Source organism: Collinsella sp. LCP19S3_B7, from assembly GCF_052121795.1.
Lineage (GTDB): Bacteria > Actinomycetota > Coriobacteriia > Coriobacteriales > Coriobacteriaceae > Collinsella.
The window spans coordinates 1-23,208 of the sequence record NZ_JBQKDO010000022.1 but is presented as its reverse complement, the minus strand read 5'-3'; the positions used below and the strand labels follow the sequence as shown (position 1 = coordinate 23,208).

At 59.3% G+C, this 23,208-nt stretch carries 19 protein-coding genes and 1 tRNA gene; 17 read left to right on the top strand and 3 right to left on the bottom strand.

Annotated features, from left to right (window positions below):
* Positions 1-324: 324 nt before the first annotated feature.
* Together ACTQW0_RS07970 and ACTQW0_RS07965 are read right to left on the bottom strand one after the other, a co-directional pair.
* The gene (locus ACTQW0_RS07970) at positions 325-1,074 is read right to left on the bottom strand and encodes an SDR family NAD(P)-dependent oxidoreductase (protein ID WP_427796203.1); all 750 of its coding nucleotides are present in this window, start codon (positions 1,072-1,074) and stop codon (positions 325-327) included.
* 214 nt (positions 1,075-1,288) lie between these two features.
* Positions 1,289-2,632: a homoserine dehydrogenase gene (locus ACTQW0_RS07965; protein WP_441057765.1), complete on the bottom strand. Its 1,344-nt coding sequence runs from the start codon at positions 2,630-2,632 to the stop codon at positions 1,289-1,291.
* A 250-nt stretch (positions 2,633-2,882) separates the two neighbouring features.
* On the opposite strand from ACTQW0_RS07965, the gene ACTQW0_RS07960 reads away from it, so the two are divergent.
* The 8 genes from ACTQW0_RS07960 to ACTQW0_RS07925 all read left to right on the top strand — a co-directional run bounded on the left by ACTQW0_RS07960 (position 2,883) and on the right by ACTQW0_RS07925 (position 10,783).
* The gene (locus ACTQW0_RS07960; RefSeq protein WP_441567676.1) at positions 2,883-4,049 is read left to right on the top strand and encodes an ABC transporter substrate-binding protein; all 1,167 of its coding nucleotides are present in this window, start codon (positions 2,883-2,885) and stop codon (positions 4,047-4,049) included.
* Between the two features lie 270 nt (positions 4,050-4,319).
* Positions 4,320-5,507, top strand: coding sequence for an ABC transporter substrate-binding protein (locus ACTQW0_RS07955; protein WP_427719715.1), 1,188 nt, complete (start codon positions 4,320-4,322; stop codon positions 5,505-5,507).
* 139 nt (positions 5,508-5,646) lie between these two features.
* Positions 5,647-6,528: a branched-chain amino acid ABC transporter permease gene (locus ACTQW0_RS07950; protein ID WP_154517188.1), complete on the top strand. Its 882-nt coding sequence runs from the start codon at positions 5,647-5,649 to the stop codon at positions 6,526-6,528.
* A 9-nt stretch (positions 6,529-6,537) separates the two neighbouring features.
* Positions 6,538-7,617: a branched-chain amino acid ABC transporter permease gene (locus ACTQW0_RS07945; RefSeq protein WP_427719716.1), complete on the top strand. Its 1,080-nt coding sequence runs from the start codon at positions 6,538-6,540 to the stop codon at positions 7,615-7,617.
* Positions 7,607-8,467, top strand: coding sequence for an ABC transporter ATP-binding protein (locus ACTQW0_RS07940; protein ID WP_441567674.1), 861 nt, complete (start codon positions 7,607-7,609; stop codon positions 8,465-8,467). Before ACTQW0_RS07945 ends, ACTQW0_RS07940 begins: the two co-directional genes overlap by 11 nt.
* The gene (locus tag ACTQW0_RS07935; protein ID WP_229770701.1) at positions 8,468-9,181 is read left to right on the top strand and encodes an ABC transporter ATP-binding protein; all 714 of its coding nucleotides are present in this window, start codon (positions 8,468-8,470) and stop codon (positions 9,179-9,181) included.
* Between the two features lie 123 nt (positions 9,182-9,304).
* On the top strand, positions 9,305-9,982 hold the full coding sequence (locus tag ACTQW0_RS07930) for a copper homeostasis protein CutC (protein ID WP_427719718.1): 678 nt from the start codon (positions 9,305-9,307) through the stop codon (positions 9,980-9,982).
* Positions 9,983-9,985: 3 nt separating this feature from the next.
* On the top strand, positions 9,986-10,783 hold the full coding sequence (locus ACTQW0_RS07925) for a DUF4931 domain-containing protein (RefSeq protein WP_427794446.1): 798 nt from the start codon (positions 9,986-9,988) through the stop codon (positions 10,781-10,783).
* Positions 10,784-10,813: 30 nt separating this feature from the next.
* On the opposite strand, the gene ACTQW0_RS07920 is transcribed toward ACTQW0_RS07925, so the two are convergent.
* Positions 10,814-11,812 carry a bile acid:sodium symporter family protein gene (locus ACTQW0_RS07920; protein WP_441567672.1) on the bottom strand — a complete coding sequence of 333 codons (999 nt, stop codon included), beginning with the start codon at positions 11,810-11,812 and terminating at the stop codon, positions 10,814-10,816.
* 275 nt (positions 11,813-12,087) lie between these two features.
* Between ACTQW0_RS07920 and recJ the strand changes: the two genes are divergently transcribed.
* The 9 genes from recJ to rplT all read left to right on the top strand — a co-directional run bounded on the left by recJ (position 12,088) and on the right by rplT (position 22,842).
* The gene (gene recJ, locus ACTQW0_RS07915; RefSeq protein ID WP_441567670.1) at positions 12,088-15,375 is read left to right on the top strand and encodes a single-stranded-DNA-specific exonuclease RecJ; all 3,288 of its coding nucleotides are present in this window, start codon (positions 12,088-12,090) and stop codon (positions 15,373-15,375) included.
* 14 nt (positions 15,376-15,389) lie between these two features.
* A complete protein-coding gene (locus tag ACTQW0_RS07910) occupies positions 15,390-17,750 on the top strand; it encodes a RelA/SpoT family protein (RefSeq protein WP_441567668.1) in 2,361 nt (786 codons plus the stop codon).
* Positions 17,751-17,836: 86 nt separating this feature from the next.
* Entirely contained in the window at positions 17,837-18,520 is a 684-nt protein-coding gene (locus tag ACTQW0_RS07905) for an MBL fold metallo-hydrolase (protein ID WP_441567666.1), read from the top strand.
* Between the two features lie 194 nt (positions 18,521-18,714).
* A complete protein-coding gene (gene fba / locus ACTQW0_RS07900; protein ID WP_441567664.1) occupies positions 18,715-19,581 on the top strand; it encodes a class II fructose-1,6-bisphosphate aldolase in 867 nt (288 codons plus the stop codon).
* A gap of 253 nt (positions 19,582-19,834) precedes the next feature.
* The gene (locus ACTQW0_RS07895) at positions 19,835-21,268 is read left to right on the top strand and encodes a transglutaminase-like domain-containing protein (RefSeq protein ID WP_441567662.1); all 1,434 of its coding nucleotides are present in this window, start codon (positions 19,835-19,837) and stop codon (positions 21,266-21,268) included.
* A gap of 39 nt (positions 21,269-21,307) precedes the next feature.
* Positions 21,308-21,394 (top strand) — tRNA-Leu (locus ACTQW0_RS07890).
* A 248-nt stretch (positions 21,395-21,642) separates the two neighbouring features.
* Positions 21,643-22,212: a translation initiation factor IF-3 gene (gene infC / locus ACTQW0_RS07885; protein ID WP_006234423.1), complete on the top strand. Its 570-nt coding sequence runs from the start codon at positions 21,643-21,645 to the stop codon at positions 22,210-22,212.
* 32 nt (positions 22,213-22,244) lie between these two features.
* Positions 22,245-22,436 (top strand): 50S ribosomal protein L35, encoded by a 192-nt coding sequence (rpmI, locus tag ACTQW0_RS07880; RefSeq protein WP_006234422.1) that lies wholly within the window; start codon positions 22,245-22,247, stop codon positions 22,434-22,436.
* A 46-nt stretch (positions 22,437-22,482) separates the two neighbouring features.
* Complete coding sequence (rplT, locus tag ACTQW0_RS07875; RefSeq protein WP_006234421.1) at positions 22,483-22,842, top strand: 50S ribosomal protein L20; 360 nt, start codon at positions 22,483-22,485, stop codon at positions 22,840-22,842.
* Positions 22,843-23,208: the final 366 nt, after the last annotated feature.

Sequence of the window (23,208 nt, the reverse complement as noted above, 5' to 3'; positions counted from 1 at the left end):
ACGGTGAGCCCGGCGCCGCGAAGCGCCCTGGCCCTCTCCACCATTCTCCTACTGTATGCCATGCGGACTCCGTTCCGGACCTCAACGGTCCAACTTTTTGTCCGCAGTCCCGGCCTTGCGGAAAGCGCGTCCCAGAATCCGCGCCCAGAATGGGACATAGTTTCCGAAAGAAGGCCCTGAGGGAAGCTGTGTCCCGTTCGGAGCTGAAATACCGGGACGCAGTTTCCCTTACAAACAGAAGAAGGCGCGCTGCCTGCGGTTGATGCAGGCAGCGCGCCTTTTGCGTTGGGCCTCGTTGAGGTTCGAAGTCGTGGCTTGCGACCTTTAGGAGCGGGCGGCTCCGTCGACGGGGAGCACGGCGCCCGTGACGTAGGAGGACATGTCGCTCGCCAGGAAAACAAAGGCGTTGGCGACATCCTCGGGCTCGCCCATGCGACCCAGCGGAATGGTGGCGATGATGGGCTTGATGACCTCTTCGGGCAGGTTGGCGACCATATCGGTTTTGGTTACGCCGGGTGCGACGGCATTGACGCGAATGCCCATGGGGGCGAGCTCGCGCGAGAGTGACTGGACCATGCCGTTGACGGCAAACTTGGACGTGGGGTAACCGACGCCGGAGGGCTGACCGTACTTGGCGACCATCGAGCTCGTGGTGGTGATGGTGCCGCCGTGGCCGGCCTCGGTCATAATCTTGGCGGCCGCCTGGTGACCGTTAAAGACAGCGACGACGTTGAGGTCCATGACTTTGGCGAACTCCTCGGCCGTGTAGTCCAAAAGCGGCGAGCGCTGGGAGATGCCGGCGTTGTTGACGACCGTGTCCAAGCCGCCCATGTCGGCTGCAGCCTGGGTAAAAGCCTCGGTCACGGCCTCGAGTGAGGTGAGGTCGCAGGAGCGGCCCCAGACCTTGGCGTCGGGATAGGCGGCCGCCAGCTTCTCAACGGCCGCGTCGGCAGTCTCCTGGCGCGAGCCAAAGACGGTGACGGCGGCGCCCTCTTCGATAAAACGGCAGGCGATGGCATAGCCGATACCGCGCGTGCCTCCGGTGACGATTGCTTTCTTGCCCTCGAGCAACATAGTGCTTCCTCTCATCGCGGGCGGACACTCTCAGCACAGCGTAGCGGTAGCCGGAATCGACCGCGTTTGCATATCGGTGAACGGTAGCGCGCGTTACCGATGAGCGGCTCGCGCAAATGTGCTCTGCCGTTGTGCTTAGGGCAGGAGGCAAAAGGGCTCCCGTCCCACATCGGACGGGAGCCCTCAAAGCGCGTATTGCTAGGCGAGCGTTGGGTTAGTTGGCCATGACGCCTTCGGTCCAGGCCTCGACGTTCTCGATGCGCAGGACGTTGGCGACCTCGGCCACGCAGTCGACGCTGGCAAGCTCGGCGGCGGCAGCCTGGACGTCCTTCTCGAGCGCGCGGTGCGTCAGGAAGATGACCGAGCAGGTATCGCTGGCGCCCGACTTGCCGTCCTCGACCTGGTTGATGAGCGAGATCGAGATGTTGTGCTTGGCAAAGATATCGACCGTCTCGGACAGGGCGCCCACGCGGTCGGCGACCTTCAGGCGCACATAGTACTTGGTCTGGAGCTCGTCCATGGGCTTAAAGGCGAGGTTGTGGCCATAGGGCTCAATCTCGGGCAGCGGAGCCACGCCGCGGCTGATCTGCTCGGAGAGCGACAGGATATCGCCCACGACGGCGCTCGCGGTGGGGAAGGAGCCTGCGCCGGCACCGTAGAACATGGTCTCGCCCACGGCGTCGCCTACCACGTAGACAGCGTTCATGGCGCCGTTGACCTTGGCAAGCATGTGGTCGGCGGGAATCAGCGTGGGATGCACGCGGACGTCGACGCCGGCGTCGGTGTTGCGGGCGATGCCGAGCAGCTTAATGGTGTAGCCGAGCTCGCGGGCCTGGGCGATGTCCTCGGCGCCGATGGTACGGATACCCTGCTGGTACACATCGTCGGTGGTCACGCGGGTGCCAAAGCCGATGGAGGCGAGGATCGCCGTCTTGCTGGCGGCGTCGAAGCCGTCGACGTCGGCGGACGGGTCGGCCTCGGCATAGCCCTTGGCCTGCGCGTCGGCAAGCACGTCGGCGTAATCGGCGCCCTCGGCGTCCATGCGCGACAGGATATAGTTGGTGGTACCGTTGAGAATGCCGGCAATGGTCAGGATCTTGTTACCCACCAGGTCGTGCTCGAGCGTGCTCACGATGGGGATGCCGCCGCCGCAGCTGGCCTCGCACTTAATCTGCACGCCGCACGCGCGCGCCTTCTCGGCGAGCGTCTCGACATGACGGCCCAGCAGGGCCTTGTTGGCAGAGACGACGTGCTTGCCGTTCTCAAAGGCGGTGGTGAAGATCTCGGTCGCGGGATGCTCGCCGCCGATCAGCTCGACGACGATATCGACGGCTGGGTCGGTAACGACGTCATGCCAGTCACTCGTAAAGGCCTCGCGCTCAATACCGGCTGCCTCGGCCTGCTCCCAGGCAAGCGCGCAGGCGCGGGTCAGCTTAAGGTCGATGCCGTAGGCGGCCAGGTACTCATCGTGGTGGCTCTTGATCAGACGGGCCACGCCGCCGCCGACGGTTCCCAGACCGATCAGACCGACGTTCACGGTGCGCAGGGGTTCGCTCATAGATAGCTCCTTCGTGCATCTTATAGATTGATTGATCAAGTAATGTTGAGTGCATTCTAGCGTGAACCGAGAGCGCGTGCTCGCCAGGCAACAGGAGTCGCACAAAACGGCACCCCCGAAACGCTGCGGAAACATTGGAAACATGCTCGCTACAAACGGAACTCCGTAACAAACCGTCAACGTTTACGCCATAAGGTTTGCCCCGTACCGCAAGACGGCCGCACCGCGGCCAGCGAAAAAGGGGGACACCATGTTCAACATCAACAGCACGCTCAGCCGTAGGAACTTTCTCGCCGGCGCCGCGGCGCTCGGCAGCGCTGCCACGCTCGCTGGTTGCTCGTCGGGTGGTTCGGACGGCGGCTCCGCCGATGACGGTAAGACCTTCAAGATCGGTGTCATCGGCCCTCTGACCGGCGCCGCGGCAACCTATGGCGTTTCGGCCGAGAAAGGTGCCAAGCTCGCCGCCAAGGATTTCTCGACCAAGGATCTCAAACTCTCGCTTAAGTCCGAGGATGACGTCGCCGACGGCGAGAAGGCCATCAACGCCTTCAATACCTTGTGCGACTGGGGCATGCAGGCGCTCGTCGGCCCCGTCACGACTGGTGCCGCCGTCGCCGTCTCGGGCGAGATCGCCGACGATATGCTCATGGTCACGCCTTCGGCCTCGTCGCTCGACGTCACCAAGGATAAGACCACGGTCTTTCAGGTTTGCTTCACCGATCCCACCATGGGCGCCAGCGCCGCGAAGTTCTTGGCCGAGAAGTATGCAGACGCCAAGATCGCCTTGTTCTACAACTCCGGCGATACGTATAGCTCGGGCGTTGCCGACGCTTTTGTCGAGCAGGCCAAGGCTTCCAAGCTCGATATCGTCGATACCGAGACCTTTAAGGACGACTCTTCCACGAGCTTTACCAACCAGCTCACCAAGGCCAAGGAGGCCGGCGCCACGCTTATCTTTGCCCCGATCTATTACACGCCGGCGTCCGTCCTGCTCAAGAACGCCAAGGACATGGGCTACGACATGACCCTCATGGGCACCGACGGCATGGACGGCCTGCTCTCCGTTGAGGGCTTCGACACCTCTCTTGCCGAGGGCGTGCTGCTCATGACCCCGTTCTCTGCCGACGATGAGAAGAACGCCGACTTCGTCAAGGCATATAAGGACGCCTACAACGAGACGCCCAACCAGTTTGCCGCCGATGCTTATGACTGCATCCACGCGATTGTCGAGGCAATCGATGAGGCGGACATCGACATTACGGTCGACGGCGCCGACATTGCCGGCGACCTTGCCAAGGCTATGCGCAAGATCAAGATTGAGGGCCTGACAGGCGAGCTCACGTGGAATGACGAGGGCCAAGTCGAGAAGCCCGCTACGGCCTATGTGATTCAGGACGGCAAGTACATCGCCGCCTAAGTGCATATAACGAGACCGGTGGGGCCATGTTATTCAGGGCAGGAAAGCTTGTAACAAAACGGAAACATTACTTTCACACAATAAAATCTTTAAACTGTATAAATCGAAAGAAATACGCATAATTATGGATAAATGGATAAGGCAAAAGAAAAGTTCAAAATAATCGCCACTTTTCTCAACTAAAGCGTCTACTATTTTGCGAACGCCGAAGACGGCGGAGGATGGCCTGTTGGGTAACCGAAACCCGACGAGATTTGAGAGGAGAGCCGCATGTCGAGCCTCACCGGTAAGTCATTGAACCCTGTTATGAATCGCAGGAGCGTTATCGCGAGCGCAGCAGGTCTGGGGGCGATGTCCATTCTAGCTGGCTGCTCCTCCAACGGCGGCGACAGCGGTTCCGCTTCGAGCGACGCTTCGTTTAAGATCGGCACCATTGGCCCGCTGACCGGTGCCGCCGCGTCTTACGGCAAGTCCGTTACCCAGGGCGTCGAGCTTGGCTGCAAGGACTTCTCCACCAAGGAGCTGCCGCTTGCCAGCAAGGCCGAGGACGACCAGGCCGACGGCGAGAAGGCCGTCAACGCCTTTAATAACCTGCTCGACTGGGGCATGCAGGCCCTCGTCGGCCCGACCACCACGGGTGCGTCGGTTGCCGTTGCCGCAGAGTGCAGCAACGACCCCAAGACATTCATGATCACCCCGTCCGCGTCCTCCGAGGACGTCACCGACGGAAAGGATTGCGTCTTCCAGGTTTGCTTTACCGACCCCAACCAGGGCGTCAACGCTGCCAAGTTCCTGGCAGAGAAGTATGCGGACGAGAAGTTCGTGCTGTTCTATAACTCCGGCGACGCTTATTCTTCGGGCATTGCAGATTCCTTTAAGGCTCAGGCCGCTGAGTCTAAGCTCGAGATTGTTGACGAGGAGACCTTTAAGGACGACTCCGCTACGAGCTTTACCAACCAGCTGACCAAGGCCAAGCAGGCCGGCGCCACCATGATTTTTGCGCCGATCTACTACACGCCGGCGTCCGTCCTGCTCAAGAACGCCAAGGACATGGGCTATGACGTCAAGATGATGGGCTGCGACGGCATGGACGGTATCCTGGGCGTCGAGGGCTTCGACACCTCTCTTGCCGAGGGTCTGCTGCTCATGACCCCGTTCTCCGCCGACGACGAGAAGAACGCCGACTTCGTCAACGCTTACAAGGATAAGTACGGCGATACCCCCGACCAGTTTGCCGCCGATGCCTACGACGGCGTGCACGCGGTGGCCGAGGCCCTCAAGGAGGCCGGTCTTGGTGTCGACGCCGACCCGACCGAGGTCGCCGAGAAGCTGCCCAAGGCTATGCTCAAGATTACCGTTGACGGTCTGACCGGCAAGCTCTCCTGGAACGACAAGGGCCAGGTCCAGAAGGATCCTACGGCGTATGTCATCACCGACGGCAAGTACGTACTGGCCTAATAGGCCGCCTTACATAGAGCGGTTTTGATCCCAAGCAGGGGAGGTTTTCGCCTTCCCTGCTTGCTTGGTATCTGGGGACAACGTAACGTCCCTGTTTCATACATCAACTGGAAACCTATTCGAAAGGGGGATGTGGAACATGACGGTCTTTATCCAATACCTGGTCAACGGCCTGTCCATGGGCAGCGTCTACGCCATCATCGCGTTGGGCTACACCATGGTCTACGGTATCGCCAAGATGCTCAACTTCGCTCACGGCGATGTCATCATGGTCGGTGCCTATGTCTCGTTCTGCGCCACGTCGTATCTCGGCCTCCCGGGCTGGGCATCTGTAGTTCTCTCTTGTGTGGTCTGCACGGTTCTCGGTGTTCTCATTGAGGGTCTGGCCTATAGGCCGCTGCGCCAAGCAGGCCCGCTGGCCGTTCTGATCACGGCCATCGGTGTGTCCTACTTCCTGCAGAATGCCGCGCAGCTTCTGTGGGGCGCCACGCCCAAGAACTTCACTTCGCTCGTCACCTTCCCGGTGCCGGAGTTCTTGGCCAAGTTCAACGTAAGTGCCGTCTCGCTCGTCACCATCGTCGCCTGCCTGGTTATCATGGCCGGTCTGATGATCTTTACAGGTAAGACCAAGATGGGCAAGGCCATGCGCGCCGTGTCCGAGGACAAGGCCGCCGCTCAGCTCATGGGCATCAACGTCAACCGCACCATCTCGATGACGTTCGCCATCGGCTCCGCCCTTGCCGCCATCGCCGGTGTGCTCCTGTGCTCCTACTCGCCGGTTCTGCAGCCCACCACGGGCGCCATGCCTGGCATCAAGGCCTTCGACGCTGCCGTTTTCGGCGGCATCGGCTCCATCCCCGGTGCCTTTGTCGGCGGCATTCTCATCGGCATCATCGAGGCGATGGCGCAGGCTTACATTTCCACGAGCCTTGCCAACTCCATCGTCTTTGGCGTTTTGATCATCGTCCTGCTCGTCAAGCCTGCCGGCCTCTTGGGCAAGTACGTACCCGAGAAGGTGTAGGTGAGCGTTATGAAGTTTCTTACAGACAAGCAGACGCGTCACGACTTTGTCACGTACGCCATGTGCGTTGTGGCGTTCGCCATCGTGTTCTTTATGCAGTCTAACCACATGATTCCGCGCATGATTGTCGGTCAGCTGGTTCCCATCACGGCCTATATCGTCATGGCCATCTCGCTCAACCTCGTCGTCGGCATCGCGGGCGACTTGTCGCTGGGCCACGCGGGTTTTATGAGCGTCGGCGCCTATACGGGAATCGTCACCGCCGTCGCGCTGGAGAGCGCCGTTCCGTCCGACCCGGTGCGTCTGATCATCAGCATTGTGGTCGGCGCTATCGCCGCTGCCATTCTGGGCTTCCTGATCGGTATTCCGGTTCTTCGCCTGAGCGGTGACTACCTGGCCATCGTAACCTTGGCCTTTGGCGAGATTATCAAAGAGATCGTTACCTGCCTCATTGTGGGCGTCGATTCCCGCGGCCTGCACGTGATCTTTAACATCACGGGCAATTCCACGATCGACGACCTGCACCTGCTCGAAGACGGCACCGCTATCATCAAGGGTGCCCAGGGCGCATCTGGTGTTTCGACCTACTCGACGTTCCTTGCTGGCGCCATCCTGGTTATGGTTGCGCTCGTGATTGTGCTCAACTTGGTCCGCAGCCGCACCGGTCGTGCCATCATGGCCGTGCGCGATAACAAGATCGCTGCCGAGTCCGTGGGTATCTCCGTCACCCAGTACCGCATGATCGCCTTCGTGGTCTCCGCCGCTCTCGCCGGTGCTGCCGGAGCCCTCTTCGGCGGTAACTTCTCGCAGCTCTCCGCCACTAAGTTCGACTTCAACACGTCGATTCTCATTCTGGTGTTCGTGGTCCTGGGCGGTCTGGGCAACATGCGCGGTTCCGTCATCGCGGCGGCGCTGCTCACGGTGCTCCCCGAGCTGCTCCGTCAGTTCTCGGACTACCGCATGCTCATCTACGCCATCGTGTTGATTCTGGTCATGGTCTTTACTAACAACCCGCAGCTCAAGGCGTTCTTCGCGCGCATTAAGGACCGCTTTGCTTCCAAGAAGGAGGTGGCAACCGATGCCCAGTAAGTTTGAGTTCAACAAGGGCAAGATGGTCCCGTATCCTTCTGGCGCCATCGTTCCCGCCCGCGACCTGGGCGAGCGCCCGGCGCTCGAGTGCATCCACCTGGGCATTGAGTTCGGCGGCCTTAAGGCGGTCGACGACTTTAGCCTGACCATCGGTAAGACCGAGATCGCCGGTCTCATCGGCCCCAACGGCGCCGGCAAGACCACGGTCTTCAACCTGCTCACCAAGGTGTACCAGCCCACGCACGGCACCATCCTGCTCGACGGTGAGGACACCTCGGGCAAGTCCGTCTACCAGGTCAACCGCATGGGTATCGCTCGTACCTTCCAAAACATCCGCCTGTTCAACACCATGACGGTGGAGGACAACGTAAAGGTCGGCCTGCACAACCAGGAGCGCTACTCCGGCTTTGAGGGCGTGCTGCGCCTGCCGACGTATTGGAAGCACGAGAAGGCCGCCCATGAGCGCGCCATGGAGCTGCTGTCTATCTTTGATATGGAACATCTGGCAAACGAGCAGGCCGGCTCGCTGCCTTACGGCGCTCAGCGTCGTTTGGAGATCGTCCGCGCGCTTGCCACCAATCCCAAGCTACTGCTGCTCGACGAGCCTGCCGCCGGCATGAACCCGTCCGAGACTGCGGAGCTCATGGCGAACATCGTCAAGATTCGCGACACCTTTGGCATTGCCATCATGCTCATCGAGCACGACATGTCGCTCGTCATGAATATTTGCGAGGGTATCTGCGTGCTTAACTTTGGCAAGGTCATCGCCAAGGGCACGGCCGAGGAAATCCAGAACAACGAAGCCGTTATTGAGGCTTATCTGGGCAAGCAGGATAAGGGGGAGAACTAAATGGCAGAGCCGATGCTTTCCGTCTACAACATCAACGTCTGGTACGGCGCCATCCACGCCATTAAGGACATCTCCTTTAACGTTAACGAGGGCGAGATCGTTGCCCTGATTGGCGCGAACGGCGCCGGCAAGTCCACGACGCTCAAGACTGTCTCGGGCCTGCTGCGCTCCAAGACCGGCTCCATCAAGTTTATGGGCGAGGACATTATCCATACGCCCGCCGACAAGCTGGTTGGCAAGGGCCTGTCTCAGGTACCCGAGGGGCGTCGTGCCTTTTTGCAGATGACGGTCGAGGAGAACCTGGAGATGGGTGCCTATACACAGCCCAAGTCCACGGTTGCTCCGGGCCTCGAACGTGTTTACGAGCAGTTCCCGCGCCTGAAGGAACGCCGTCGCCAGGTGGCCGGCACCCTTTCGGGCGGCGAGCAGCAGATGCTCGTTATGGGTCGTGCCCTTATGAGTAACCCCAAGCTGCTCATGCTCGACGAACCCTCCATGGGTCTGGCGCCGATCCTGATCGAGCAGATCTTCCAGATTGTCGAGGATTTGCACAAGGCCGGCACCACGGTGCTCCTGGTCGAGCAGAACGCGCAGATGGCGCTTTCCATCGCCACACGCGGCTACGTGCTCGAGACCGGCAAGATCACCATGACCGGCACCGGCCAAGAGCTGCTGCACGACGACAACGTCCGCAAAGCTTATCTTGGTGGTTAATCCATCCAGTAATAGGGGCGCTGACCAACTCGGTCAGCGCCCCTTTTGAAATGATCCGTTGGCTTGGTATTTAAAGTGCGACAATGCCGTGTGGAAATAGAAGTGTCATCTGGGGGTCTATCTATGCTGTACGAGTTTTGTGCCGAGAACTTTGAGCGGGTGCCGGCGGCCATTGCGGCCGGTGCGGGACGCATTGAGCTGTGCGACAACCTTGCGGTTGGTGGCACCACGCCCTCGGCCGGCGTTATCAGCGCTACGACCAGCTATGCTCGCGAGCACGATGCACGGGTGATGTGCATGATCCGTCCGCGTGGCGGCGACTTTCACTACAACCAGGACGAGCTGCGCATGATGGAGATGGACTTGGGCCTTGCCGTAAGCGCCGGCGTCGATGGCTTGGTCTTTGGTTGCTGCAAGCCTTGTGCCGGCGGATGGGCGCTCGATGAACTTGCGTTGGGCGCCCTTGTGATGGCTGCGGGCTGCGCGACCGAGGAGTGCAAGCGCGAGCCCATCGACATCACCTTTCACATGGCGTTTGACCAGCTCTCGCCCGAGGCTCAGCTCGACGCGATTGACACGCTCGCCGACTGCGGCATAACGCGCATCCTGACGCATGGCGGTGCCGCCGGCACGCCGATTGAGGACAACCTGGAGCATCTGTCGCACCTTATCGACTACGCGGACGATCGCCTGACCATCCTTCCCGGCGGCGGCATTTCCGCGGCCAACCGCGATACCGTGGCTGCGGCACTGGGCGTCTCCGAGCTCCATGGCACCAAGATCGTGCCGCTGGAGGTATAACCCGTGCCCCTGGTATTTGACGTTCAGCAGGCGAGCGGGAAGCCCGACGACAACCGGCGCCCTGGCACCGCGTGCCCCTTTTGCGATACCGAGGAACTCGCCAATATCATCCGGCGCGACGGTGACTGTATCTGGCTCGAGAATAAGTTCAAGACCCTGCGCGCCACCCGTCAAACCGTGCTGATTGAGTCGGCCGACCACGACGCAGATCTGGTGACCTATGCGCCGGACGAGCTGCATCATGTGATGCGGTTTGCCCTGGGTTGCTGGCAGCAGATGATCGATTCACAGCAGTATCGAAGCGTGCTCATGTACAAGAACAAGGGTCCGCTCTCGGGCGGTAGCCTCGTTCATCCGCACATGCAGATTGTGGGTTTGGAGCAGGAAGATGGCTATGCTTCGCTGACTTCCGCCAATTTCGAAGGCATCAATGTCTGGCAACAGGGGAGAATTGCGGTCAACATCTCAACCGAACCGATTATGGGGTTCTTTGAGGTCAACGTTTCAGCTCCGCGGGGAATCGCCGCCAGCGATGACACGCGGGACCAAGCCGAGGCGGATCTCTTCGCCGATGCGATCCAGGTAGCTCTGCGTTATATCCTAAACGAGCACCACGGTGGCCGTGCAGAGTCGTACAACTTGTTCTTCTATCACCTGGGCGGTCGGACCATTGCCAAGGCGCTGCCGCGTTGGGTGGTTTCGCCCTACTTTGTCGGCTATCGTTTGGCCCAGGTCAATGCCGAGACGACCCTCGATATCGATGCTGAGCGCCTGCGCGCGCATCTGGAAACGCTCGTATAGCAAGACTAACACCCGCGTAATGCGGACAGCCTAGCGTGCCATGGCGTCGCGGCCGGCCTCGACGCGCTTGCGCTGAGCAGCGCGCTCCTCGCCGGTTAGACGCTCAAAGAGATGCCCGATAAGCGAGGCAAGTATCTGCTGAAACAGCGTTCCGCACATGACGGGAAATACGACTTCGCCCGGAAAGTATTGCGTGGCGATGACGGCGCCCGAAGAGATGTTGCGCATACCGCAGGTAAAGCACATGGTAGTCGTTTCGCTATACGGCAGATGCAGTGCGCGGGCGACCAGAATACCGACGACAAAGCCGCTGATGGCGAAGATCAAAATAAAGAGGGCGACTTCCAAGCGCACCGCGTTCATGTGCAGCACGTACTCGCTCATGGCGGTGGAGTTCGACGCGATAACACCCATCATCATGAACTTGCAGGCGGGCGAGAGCGCGGGGGAGAGCTTCTCGTGTCCCCATCCGCGCGTGAGTTCGTTAATCACGATGCCGAGCAGGGCGGGGATAGCGATCATGAAGGCCATGTTCTGCATCATGCCCGGTACGTCGATCGAGACGGTGGCGCCCAGCAAGAGCTTAAGCGTGAGCGGAATCGTAACGGGTGAGATAACCGAGGACGTCAGGATGATGGTGAGCGCGAGCGGGCCGTTGCCGCCGAACATGCTAATCCACATAAAGGCAGTGACTGCCACAGGTACGCTGTACTCGAGCACGATACCGCAGACTAGGTTGGGGTTGGAGCCAAAGAACAGCGACCCCATGGCATAGGCTGTTATGGGAATAAGCGCCGCCGAGACCAGCAGCGCCAAAATCAGGTGCAGCGGACGGCGGAATACTTCGGCTACCTGATGGAAGGTGTTGCTGAGGGCACCTTGGAACGTCATAAAGGCAAACAGGGTGGGGACGATGGGCTTGAGTACGCCGATCTGCTGGGGAAAGAGCACGCCGAGCGTCACGCAAATCGGAACGATGATCTGCATATGCCCCGCGAGGAACTTACCCAGTCCAACCCATTGTTTCATATGCGCTTGTGACTCCCTTTGCTCGTGAATCCGTTTTGAATGGATATGCTAGACGCTCGCATGCGTCCGTGTGGCTGAAACGCCCGATTATTTCGAGGCTATTACCGCCCTCGTTTATCGAAACCACGGCGTGCTGGACGTTGTGCGTCCGCGCCGCACGGTATAATAAATCCGTTCAACAGATCTGCCTGCCGAAGCGGGCATACACAGAGGACTCATCGCTATGAACCGTGAGAGGTATCGCGGCGACCTGCCCCTATCGGGGGTGGGCGCCTATGTCATCGCTTAAGACAACGCATCGCTGGGCGGTCGCTCAGCAAAACCCCGAGCTCGAAAAGGAGCTTTCGGCTGGCCTGGGCATACCCGGGCTGGTGGCGCGCATTATGGTTGCGCACGGCATTACATCCATCGAGGAAGGCCAGCTTTTTTTGACGCCTTCGCTCGATCGCGACTGGGCGGACCCGCTCGTTATTCCGGGTATGGCGGTCGTCGTCGACCGCGTTGAGCGTGCTATTCGCAGCCACGAGCGCATCGCCGTCTTTGGCGATTTTGACGTCGACGGCATTACGTCGACTTGTCTGTTGACCGAGGCGCTGCGTTCGTTTGGCGCCAACGTCACGCCGTTTATTCCGCATCGTTTTGACGAGGGCTACGGCCTGTCGCGTGCGGCGCTCGACCGCGTTAACGAGCTCGCTCGTCCCCAGCTGATCGTGACCGTCGATAACGGCATTGCCGCCAAGGAAGAGGCCTCCTATCTGGAGAGCCTGGGGATCGATTTGGTGGTCACGGACCATCACGAGCCGTCCGACCAGGTGCCGCAGGGCGTGCCCCTGACCGACCCCAAGCTCGAGGACAAGGGTCCCTCGCGCGAGCTTGCCGGTGCCGGCGTGGCACTCAAGCTGGTGCAGGTCCTGGGCGAGCGTTTGGGCAAGCCGTCGTATTGGCGTTCGCTGATAGAGGTCGCGGCTCTGGGCACCGTGTCCGACATGATGCCGCTTACGCCCGAGAATCGCGCACTGGTCGCCGAGGGCATCCAGCAGATGCGCGTGACGGCCCGTCCCGGCTATATCGCGCTTGCCGCACTTGCCAAGGCCGACCTTTCTACCATTACGGCCGACGGCCTGTCGTTTTCGCTCATCCCCCGTCTGAATGCTGCCGGCCGCATGGCCGATCCCAAGCTGGCGCTCGACCTGCTGCTTGCCCGCGACCCCATCGAAGCGAGCGCGCTTGCCGCCGAGCTCGAGGAAATCAATCGCCAACGCCGCGAGATCGAGGCCGAGCTTACGCGCGATGCCATGGCGAAGGTCGAGGAGACTTATGACGGCGGGCGTGCAATCGTCGTGGGCGGCGAGGGCTGGCACGAGGGCGTCAAGGGCATCGTGGCGAGCCGCTTGACCAATCGCTATCACGTGCCGGCGCTGCTCTTCTCGATCGAGGATGGCGTTGCGCGCGGATCGGGCCGCTCGGTGGGCAAGATCAACCTGTTCGACGCCGTCGAGCGTTGCTCCGACCTGCTGATTCGTCGCGGCGGGCATGCCGGTGCGGTGGGTGTGGCCATCGAGGCATCCAAGCTCGATGAGTTTCGCCGTCGCCTTTCGGCCGTGCTATCGGAGCTTCCCGCCGAGGACTTTGAGGACACTGACGAGGTTGCCGCCACCGTTGATCTCTCCGAGCTAAATATCGAGACCATCGAGCAAATTTCCCGTCTTGAGCCGTTTGGCCAGGGCAATAAGGTGCCGCTTCTGGCCGCCGAGGGCGTGACGATGTGCGATCGCGCCGTGGTGGGCAAAACCGGCGAGCACATGCGCTTTGTGGCGACCGATGGTGCCGCGAGTGTGCCGGCCATCATGTTCCGCGTGCCGCAGATCGATAGGCTCATCAATTGCGACAGCGCCGTCGACTTGGTGTTCGAGGCCGTGGCCGAGCATTGGCAGGGACGTGTGAAGCCCAAGCTCATGATCAAAGATGTCTTGGTGCGCGATACCGCGGCGCCCAATATCGACGATCCGGCATGTGAGCTTCGCCGCGGCGTGCAACCGGCGGATTCTGGTCTGCGCCTGGAGTCGCGTAAACGCGAGACGCTCGCCCAGCTTTCTTATACCGAGCTCACGCGCTCGCTTATCCATAGCTTTATCGGCTCGAACCAGCCGCATCGCGCGCAGGTCGAGGCACTCGACGCGCTTGCCGACCATCAGAGCGTTTTGGCCGTTATGGGGACGGGGCGTGGCAAGTCTCTGATTTTCCATGTGCATGCCGCGCGCGAGGCGGTTCTTCGCGGGCGTGCGAGCATTTTTGTCTATCCTCTGCGTTCGCTCGTTGCCGATCAGGCCTATCACCTTTCCTCGACGATGGCCGAGCTCGGCATTGGTGTCGGCGTGCTGACTGGCGAGACCGTGGAGGCCGTACGTGATGACGTGTTCGCCGGCCTTGCTTCGGATCGCACCGGTATCGTTCTCACGACGCCCGAGTTCTTGTCTATCCACCGCGATCGATTTGCGCGTTCTGGACGTATTGGCTTCGTTGTTATCGATGAGGCGCACCATGCCGGTCTTGCTAAGGGTGGTGACCGGAGTGCATACCTCGATATGCCCGATATTCTTAAAGCCCTGGGCGACCCCGTTGTCATGGCGGCAACGGCTACCGCGACGGCTCCAGTTGTGGCAGAGCTTGCTCGCGTATTGCCGATTACCAGCACGGTGGTCGACGAGACCGTTCGCGAGAACCTACAACTCGAGGACGATCGTGACCTTGCGAGCCGTGAAAATCGCCTGGTTTCGATCGTTGCGACGGGGGAGAAGACCGTCATCTACGTGAACTCGCGCGACCAGTCCGTGGCGCTTGCCAAGACGTTGCGCAAACGTGTGCCCGACTGCGCGACCCATATCGCGTTCTATAACGCCGGGCTTGCGCGTTCCGATCGCCGACGCGTCGAGGAGGCGTTTCGAGATGGCAGCCTGAGCTGCATCGTTTCAACCTCGGCCTTCGGTGAGGGCGTCAACCTGCCCGATATCCGCCATGTCGTGCTCTACCACATGCCGTTTGGCGCGATTGAGTTTAACCAGATGAGTGGCCGTGCCGGCCGCGATGGGCAGCCTGCCGTGATTCACCTGCTCTATTCGTCTCGTGACGCTCGTATTAATGAGCGCCTGCTCGATTGTTACGCGCCCGAGCGCGATGAGCTTGTCACGCTCTATCGGGCGCTGCAGACCATGTGGCGCTCCAATCGTGGCAAGACGGGGGACGATTCATTCTGCGCAAGCGATATCGACATTGCGCAGATGTGCCTTGCAATCGACGCGCGCACGCCGGTCGATGAGCGTTCGGTGGCAAGCGGCTTGGGAATCTTCGAAGAGCTCGGTTTCTGTCACGTTTCGGGGTTTGACGATACCCGTCGCATCGCGATGACCGAAAACCCCGGGCGCGTGCAGTTGAGCAGGTCGATCCGCTATTTGGAGGGCTTGCGCTCGCGCATGGAGTTCTCGGCTTTCCGGAGTTGGGCACTCGATTCGTGCGCTTCTGATATGCTTACCAAAATTAACCGCCCGATCGTACCGCGGGCCTAGGGAAGGGGACCTCGATGGATGCCGCAGCCCGTACCGCCCATGATTTCGCCCTCCAGCCCTTTTCGGAGATGGAGCACTATACGCATGCCGATGATCTACCGCCCGAGATTATGGCGGACAGCTACGACAAGCTGGAGCGCCTGTGCCTTAAATATATGAGTGAGGATGACTTCTCCAAGGTGGAGCAGGCCTACTGCTTTGCTGCCGAGAAGCACTGCAACCAAAAGCGGCGCTCGGGTGAGATGTACATTAACCATCCCGTCGATGTGGCTATCATTTTGGCCGACCTTAAGATGGACTGCGATGTGGTGTGCGCTGCATTGCTGCACGATACCGTCGAGGATACCGATACCTCGCTTGCCGATGTTTCGGGTCTGTTTGGCGAAACCGTGGCAGAGCTCGTCGACGGCGTGACCAAGCTCACCAACATCGAAGTCGACAACATGGACGAAAAGCAGGCGCTTACGCTGCGCAAGATGTTCCTCGCCATGTCCAAGGACATTCGCGTCATCATCGTCAAACTCGCCGACCGCCTGCATAATATGCGCACGCTTGCCGCCCTGCGCGAGGACCGCCGCCTGTTTAAGGCGCGCGAGACCATGGATGTGTACGCGCCCCTGGCCGACCGCCTGGGCATGAGCTCTATCAAGTGGGAACTCGAGGATCTGTCCTTCTTCTACCTTGAACCCGACGCTTACCAGCGCATCGCCCGCATGGTGGCAGAGTCACGCGAGGTTCGCGAACGCTTTCTGGCCGAGACTATCAAGACGCTTACCGATGAGCTCGACCGCATTGGCCTTGAGGGTTTTCAGATCAACGGTCGTTCCAAGCACTATTGGTCCATCTATCAAAAGATGAAGCGCAAGGGCAAGGAGTTCTCCGAGATTTATGATCTGGTGGCGCTGCGCGTCATCACCCATTCGGTGCGCGATTGCTATTCCACGCTTGGTGCCGTGCATACTTTGTGGCATCCCATGCCCGGTCGTTTTAAAGACTATATCGCTATGCCCAAGGTCAATAACTACCAATCGCTCCATACGACGGTTATCGGCCCCACGGCCCGTCCGCTCGAGATTCAGATTCGAACCTACGAGATGCACGAGCAGGCCGAGTACGGCATCGCCGCCCACTGGCTATATAAGAAATCGGGCGGATCGTCTGCCTCCAAGACCAACGACGCACAGCGTCTGGACGATCAGATTAACTGGCTCAAGCACTCGCTCGATTGGGCAGCCTCTGACGAGATCACCGATGCCAAAGAATATCTGCACTCACTGAAGGTCGACCTGTTTGACCAGGAGATTTTTGTCTTTACGCCCAAGGGTGAGGTCATGGCGCTTCGTGCGGGCTCTACACCGCTCGACTTTGCCTACGCTGTTCATACCGAGGTCGGCAACCACTGCGTCGGCGCCAAAATCAACGGTGCGGTGGCTCCGCTCACGCACGAAATCAAGACGGGTGACCGTGTCGAGATCCTGACTAACAAGAGCTCCAAGCCGTCGCGCGATTGGCTCAAGATCGTCAAGACGCCTTCGGCCAAGTCAAAGATTCGCCGTTACTTCGCCGCTGCGACCAAAGACGATGACGCTGCTGCCGGTCGCGATATGCTGGCCAAGGACCTGCGCAAGCGCGGGTACGGCATCTCTACGCCGCGATCCACGCGTGCACTCAATGCCGTGGCGGAGCAGTTTAACTTCAAGCAACTCGAGGACCTGTTCGCAGCCGTTGGCGCGGGCAAGGTCGCCCCGCGCGCTGTGGGCAATAAGGTCGAGCAAATCTTGGATCCCAAGCCCGAGGAGCAGCTTACCAAGGCCGAAGCCATCGCTGAGGTCGTCAAGCAGCCTGCCCGCGGTTCCAACCGCAAACCGCAAAAGCGTGGCAAGAGCGCAAGTAACGGCATTATCGTCAAGGGCGAGAGCAACAGCGGCCTGCTGGTTCGTCTGGCGCATTGCTGCAATCCGGTGACGGGCGACGACATCGTGGGCTTTATCACGCGCGGTCGAGGCGTCTCGGTGCATCGTGCCAACTGCCCCAACGTCAAGGGTCTCATGGAACACCCCGAGCGCATGATTGACGTGGAGTGGGATGGTGCTGCCGATACGCTTTTCCAGGTCGAGATCGTGGTCGAGTGCTTGGATCGTATGGGCTTGCTCAAGGATGTCACCATCGCCATTGGCGATGCAGGCGGAAATATCCTTTCCGCCGCTACCTCGACCAACCGCGAGGGCATTGCGACCCTGCGCTTTATGGTCGAGATTTCGGACGCGAGCGGTCTGGATCCGCTGCTGTCATCCATCAGCAGTGTCGACTCGGTCTATGACGCACGCCGTCTGATGCCTGGCGAGGGTGGGGCTCAGCTTAAGCGTCGCGTATAGGCGTGACGAACGCACAACGGTAATAATATTGGCTACGTTCGAGGCATCGTTTGATGCCTCGACGCTTGTAGAAGGAGGACGTGCTCATGGCCATTGCAGCTTTGGACTTAACCCCTCGGGGTACGGCTTCGATTGAGGCGCTTGTAAACGGCCCCATTCAGACCAACAGTTACGCCGTAATCTCGAGCGGCGAATGCCTGATTATCGATCCGGCCTGGGAAGGTGAGCGTCTTGTGGAACATATCTATGCCAAGCATCCTGACGCGCACGTGCTAGGCGCTGTCTGCACCCATGGCCATGCCGATCACGTAGGTGGCGTTGCCGGAGCGCGAGCCGCCGTCGGTAAGGGTTTCCTATATGAATTAGGTGCGAAGGACGTGTTGGTATCTCTTGAGAATATCGAGGAGCAGCGAGCGATGTGGGGCATCGATACGCCCGATCCGGGCGAGCCGACGCGATTGCTTGCTGAGGGCGATACGATTGAATTGGGTGATATCTGCCTGCAGGTGATCGAGACGCCCGGTCACACACCGGGTGGCATTGTCTTGTTCGCCGCCACCGAGCAGGGAAGCATCGCCTTTGTTGGCGACACCCTGTTCCCGGGCAGCCACGGCCGCACCGATCTCGCCGGTGGCGACGAGGCGGCGATTCTGCGCTCGCTCTCCAAGCTCGCCCAGCTGCTTCCAGCCGATACCGTTTGTTTAACGGGTCATGGTGATTCGACCACTATGGCGCGCGAGCTCATGCAGAACCCTTTCATGCAGATGTAGCTTTGTAGTCAGCTGCTTAAGCACGAGAAGTGTCCAAACGTCAAGATATTTTCCCCAACGGGCCGATTCCGTAGGGCAAACGGTCAAAAAAAGTCTGTTTGGACGATATTCGTGAACAAACGAACGTTTACGCTCGGGTACGCCGTGGTAAAATCTCATGCGTTATCGGAGCAACCTTACAGGAGGTTTCTTTTATGCTCGTCAACGCAGCAGACATGCTCAAGAAGGCCGAGGCCGGCAAGTATGCTCTCGGTGCCTTCAACACCAACAACCTCGAGTGGACTCTGGCTATTCTCCAGGCCGCCGAGGAGGCCAAGTCTCCGCTGATCCTTCAGTGCACCGCTGGTGCCGCTAAGTGGATGGGCGGTTTCAAGGTCTGCGCCGACATGGTCAAGGCTGCCGTCGAGGCCACGGGTGTTACCGTTCCCGTCGCCCTTCACCTCGACCACGGTTCTTACGAGGACTGCTTCAAGTGCATCGAGGCCGGCTTCACGTCCATCATGTATGACGGCTCTCACGAGGAAACCTTCCAGCTTAACCTCGATCGCACCAAGGAGCTCGTTGAGCTTGCCCATTCCAAGGGCATGTCCATCGAGGCCGAGGTCGGCGGCATCGGCGGCACCGAGGACGGCGTGACCTCCAACGGCGAGCTCGCTGACCCCGCTGAGTGCAAGCAGATTGCTGACCTGGGCGTCGACTTCCTCGCCTGCGGCATCGGCAACATCCACGGCGTGTATCCCGCCGACTGGGCCGGTCTTTCCTTCGAGCGTCTGAGCGAGATCAAGGCTCAGACCGGCGACCTGCCCCTCGTTCTGCACGGTGGTACCGGCATCCCCGAGGATCAGATCAAGAAGGCCATCTCCCTGGGCATCTCCAAGATCAACGTCAACACCGACCTGCAGCTTGTCTTTGCCAAGGGCGTCCGCGAGTACATCGAGGCTGGCAAGGATCAGCAGGGCAAGGGCTTCGATCCCCGCAAGCTCCTCAAGCCTGGTCGCGACAACATCGTTGCTCGCACCAAGGAGCTCATGGAGGAGTTTGGCTCCGTCAACAAGGCGTAAGTAGCGGTTTAACTTTCCCGTCGGAGGCCCCGTTCACCCTACGCTTTTCCCTTGCGCTCACCTGGCTTTGCCAGAAGTCGCGCAATGGGAAAAGCTCCGGGTGAACGGGGCCTCCTTCGTTAACTCGCTACAGGGTTACTGGGCTGAATTATTTATTTGACTACCGTTCAGCGGTGTTGATGGCTCCCTTGTTGGGGCTTTCTTTTTATGTCGGTACAATGGTCTCAGGTTGTCGTTCTGCGTGGGAGTGGTTATGGCTGTCGTTAATGTTTTGCCTGCCGATGGAAAGGTTGTTGCCGAGGGCCCCGTTGGTTGCTCTGTTGATGTTTGCTGTGATGATTTTCGTCATCTCGATATTGGACTACCGCCTGAGATTCTTCGTCTTAAGGATGCCGGCTATTTGACGCAGGCTGTTGCTGCCTGCGATCGCCTTTTGGAGCAGAACCCTGAGCCTTCGCTGGCTGCTTGTGTTCGTGCCGAGCGGTATCGCATGATCGAGACGTCGTTTCATTTTTCGGTGTCGCGCGATCAGGCTATTGCGATGATCCGCGAGGAGTGGCCGGAGTTTACCGAGGATCAGTTTGACGACCTGATCGATCGCAAGCGCATCGACTGGCGCTTTATCGATGGTGAACTGTTCGTTCTCGACAACTTCCTTGATTCTTTGCGTGTGTATCCCAAGGAGGTTCCGGGCCTGCGTCCCGATTCTACGGATGGAACTGCGCTGCGCAATCAGATGCTTAAAAAGATGGAATCACAGGGCGGGCTGTCTCGTGCCATTACGCTTAAAGCATCCGTGTCTGTTCCCGGTGCTCTGGAGGGGGAGGCCGTTCGCGCGTGGCTTCCCGTTGCCGCAGCCTGCCGCCAGCAGTCTCATATCGAGATTCTCGATATGACGCCGGAGGGGGTCCTTGCTCCCGCGAACGCTTTGGCGCGTACCGCCTCGTGGGTTTCCTCGGCTGATCGATCGTTCTCAGTGACCTATCGTTATCTGATTGATGCCGCTTATTGCGATATCTACGGGGGAGCGCTTCCGGCGCATCCGTGTATGGACGCGCCGCTGCCCAAGGATATTTCCGAGGACCGACCGCATATTGCATTCACGCCGTATCTGCAGCAGCTGACCGAACATGTTATCGATGGTCTCGAGGATCAGCTCGACCGCGCTCGGGCTATCTATGATTATTTGACGCATCATATCGACTATCGATACCAGCCACCGTATCTGCTTCTGGGCTCTATCGCCGATGACTGCGCGCATTCGCTTCGCGGTGATTGCGGTGTTATGGCACTCACGTTTATCACCATGTGCCGCATCGCCGGCGTGCCCGCACGTTGGCAGAGCGGCCTGTACGTTGCGCCCGACTCGGTGGGCTCGCATGACTGGGCGGAGTTCTATACACCGCAGACGGGTTGGCTTAACGCCGATGTCTCGTTTGGATCCTCGGCACGCAGGATGGGGGAGGAATGGCGCCGCCGCCACTACTTTGGCAACCTCGATCCATGGCGCATGGTGGCAAACTGTCGGTTCCAGGCAGAGTTTGAACCCGTCTTTGACGGTATGCGTGAGGACCCCTACGATAACCAGATGGGCGAGGCCTCGGTCGACGGTCGCGGATGCCGCCAGCGCGAGATGCTCCGCACGGTCGAACTCATCGAAATGCTCGAAGTTCCATTTTCGGACTAATCTACGGAAAGCTGTGATAAACTAACTCACGCAATACGTGCCCGAGTGGCGGAATTGGCAGACGCAGTGGACTCAAAATCCACCGTTGGCAACAACGTGCGAGTTCGAGTCTCGCCTCGGGCACCATACATGCAAAAGAGCGTTCAAGGGGGTCGAGGCCCCCTTTTTCGTGTACGTAATGTGATAACGAGCGGTACGTGTTATTATCGCCAAGGCGTTGTTTCCGCAATGCCCTAAAGAGGAACCCGAGGGTTCCCACCTTTTGGCGCCAATGAGCAGCTGACTGGTCATACAACTTAGATTCTCTTCCTCATATCGAGGATGTCTATGTGTACGACCTGGTTGCAAAAAAGCGCCGGGTTATTTTTTTATGAATGGAGGTAGGGAAAATAGCTAAGTCTGATGACACCCGCATCAACGACGAGATCACTGCATCTTCGTGCCGTTTGATTGGCGTCGATGGCTCTCAGCTCGGCCTGTTCGCCATCCGCGATGCCCAGCGCGTCGCCGACGATCAGGGTCTCGACCTTGTCGAGATCGCTCCCAACGCGGAGCCGCCGGTCTGCAAGGTCATGGACTACGGTAAGTTCAAGTACCAGCAGGCCATGAAGGCCAAGGCTGCTCGTAAGAACCAGTCCAAGGTCGAGGTTAAGGAAATGAAGTTCCGACCCAAGATCGACGTTGGCGACTACGAGACCAAGAAGGGCCACGTTCTGCGTTTCCTCAAGAAGGGCGCACGCGTTAAGATCACCATCATGTTCCGCGGCCGTGAGATGGCTCACCCGGAGCAGGGTCTTAACGTTCTCGAGCGTCTCGCCGAGGATCTTAAGCCTTACGCTACGGTCGAGTCCAAGCCTAAGATGGAAGGCCGTAACATGCTTATGCTGCTCGCCCCAATTAAGGGCGCCTTTGATGAGGATAAAGCGGCAAGTGATACTAAGTAACTAGTGTTCTGTAACCGATTAAGGAGTATTTCATGCCTAAGATGAAGTCCCACAGCGGCACCAAGAAGCGTTTCCGCAAGACTGGTACCGGCAAGCTTATGCGCGCCAAGGCTTTCAAGAGCCACATCCTGAGCAAGAAGTCCACCAAGCGTAAGCGTGGCTTCCGTCAGGAGACCGAGATCGCCGCTGCCGACCGCAAGGTCATCAAGTCGCGTCTCGCCTAAGTTAGCGTTCCCGTTTTTCGTTTAACCGTCTAGGAGTTGATAGAACATGGCACGTATTAAGCGCGCAGTTGCCGCCAAGAAGAAGCGCCGTACCGTTATGCACCGTGCGAAGGGTTACTACGGTGCCGCTTCGCGTACTTACAAGCATGCTAAAGAGCAGGTCCAGCACTCTCTGCAGTATCAGTACCGTGACCGCCGCAATAAGAAGCGCGAGATTCGCTCTCTCTGGATCACCCGTATCAACGCTGCTGCTCGCCTGAACGACATCTCTTACTCTCAGTTCATGCACGGCCTGAAGGTCGCCGGTATCGAGCTCGACCGCAAGGTCCTGGCTCAGATGGCTTACGAGGACATCGAGTCTTTCAACGAGCTGGCTACCATCGCCAAGAAGGCTCTCGAGGCCTAATTGATTCTCTTGAATCGCTAGGGGAGTGTCGCGCTGTGCGCGGCGCTCCCTCTTTTTATCTAAGGCGCTGGTTTATATAGCAAAAGCGCGGGTAGATAGATACTTACAGGTGACCGATCTTTATATATCTCTTAACCGAAGGGTCATCATCTGATACGTGCAGTATTTCTGCACCAGCCTTTCTATTACTTATATAGGAAGCGATATATTGTGTAGGACTTGTGAAGAGTGGAATTGACGTCCCACATCGCTTCGCGGTCTGGCAATATATCTCCTTGCCGCGCGGCCCGGTCGGACCGGGAACCGGCGCAGGCGTGCACCTTGAGAACCGGATACTGCGAGGATGGACACACCAGATGTGTCGCA

Bases quoted from the DNA above. Each gene is read 5' to 3' on its own strand.
- ACTQW0_RS07970 (WP_427796203.1), bottom strand. From the start codon at position 1,074: ATGTTGCTCGAGGGCAAGAAAGCAATCGTCACCGGAGGCACGCGCGGT.
- ACTQW0_RS07965 (WP_441057765.1), bottom strand. From the start codon at position 2,632: ATGAGCGAACCCCTGCGCACCGTGAACGTCGGTCTGATCGGTCTGGGA.
- ACTQW0_RS07960 (WP_441567676.1), top strand. From the start codon at position 2,883: ATGTTCAACATCAACAGCACGCTCAGCCGTAGGAACTTTCTCGCCGGC.
- ACTQW0_RS07955 (WP_427719715.1), top strand. From the start codon at position 4,320: ATGTCGAGCCTCACCGGTAAGTCATTGAACCCTGTTATGAATCGCAGG.
- ACTQW0_RS07950 (WP_154517188.1), top strand. From the start codon at position 5,647: ATGACGGTCTTTATCCAATACCTGGTCAACGGCCTGTCCATGGGCAGC.
- ACTQW0_RS07945 (WP_427719716.1), top strand. From the start codon at position 6,538: ATGAAGTTTCTTACAGACAAGCAGACGCGTCACGACTTTGTCACGTAC.
- ACTQW0_RS07940 (WP_441567674.1), top strand. From the start codon at position 7,607: ATGCCCAGTAAGTTTGAGTTCAACAAGGGCAAGATGGTCCCGTATCCT.
- ACTQW0_RS07935 (WP_229770701.1), top strand. From the start codon at position 8,468: ATGGCAGAGCCGATGCTTTCCGTCTACAACATCAACGTCTGGTACGGC.
- ACTQW0_RS07930 (WP_427719718.1), top strand. From the start codon at position 9,305: ATGCTGTACGAGTTTTGTGCCGAGAACTTTGAGCGGGTGCCGGCGGCC.
- ACTQW0_RS07920 (WP_441567672.1), bottom strand. From the start codon at position 11,812: ATGAAACAATGGGTTGGACTGGGTAAGTTCCTCGCGGGGCATATGCAG.
- recJ (WP_441567670.1), top strand. From the start codon at position 12,088: ATGTCATCGCTTAAGACAACGCATCGCTGGGCGGTCGCTCAGCAAAAC.
- ACTQW0_RS07910 (WP_441567668.1), top strand. From the start codon at position 15,390: ATGGATGCCGCAGCCCGTACCGCCCATGATTTCGCCCTCCAGCCCTTT.
- ACTQW0_RS07905 (WP_441567666.1), top strand. From the start codon at position 17,837: ATGGCCATTGCAGCTTTGGACTTAACCCCTCGGGGTACGGCTTCGATT.
- fba (WP_441567664.1), top strand. From the start codon at position 18,715: ATGCTCGTCAACGCAGCAGACATGCTCAAGAAGGCCGAGGCCGGCAAG.
- ACTQW0_RS07895 (WP_441567662.1), top strand. From the start codon at position 19,835: ATGGCTGTCGTTAATGTTTTGCCTGCCGATGGAAAGGTTGTTGCCGAG.
- infC (WP_006234423.1), top strand. From the start codon at position 21,643: ATGGAGGTAGGGAAAATAGCTAAGTCTGATGACACCCGCATCAACGAC.
- rpmI (WP_006234422.1), top strand. From the start codon at position 22,245: ATGCCTAAGATGAAGTCCCACAGCGGCACCAAGAAGCGTTTCCGCAAG.
- rplT (WP_006234421.1), top strand. From the start codon at position 22,483: ATGGCACGTATTAAGCGCGCAGTTGCCGCCAAGAAGAAGCGCCGTACC.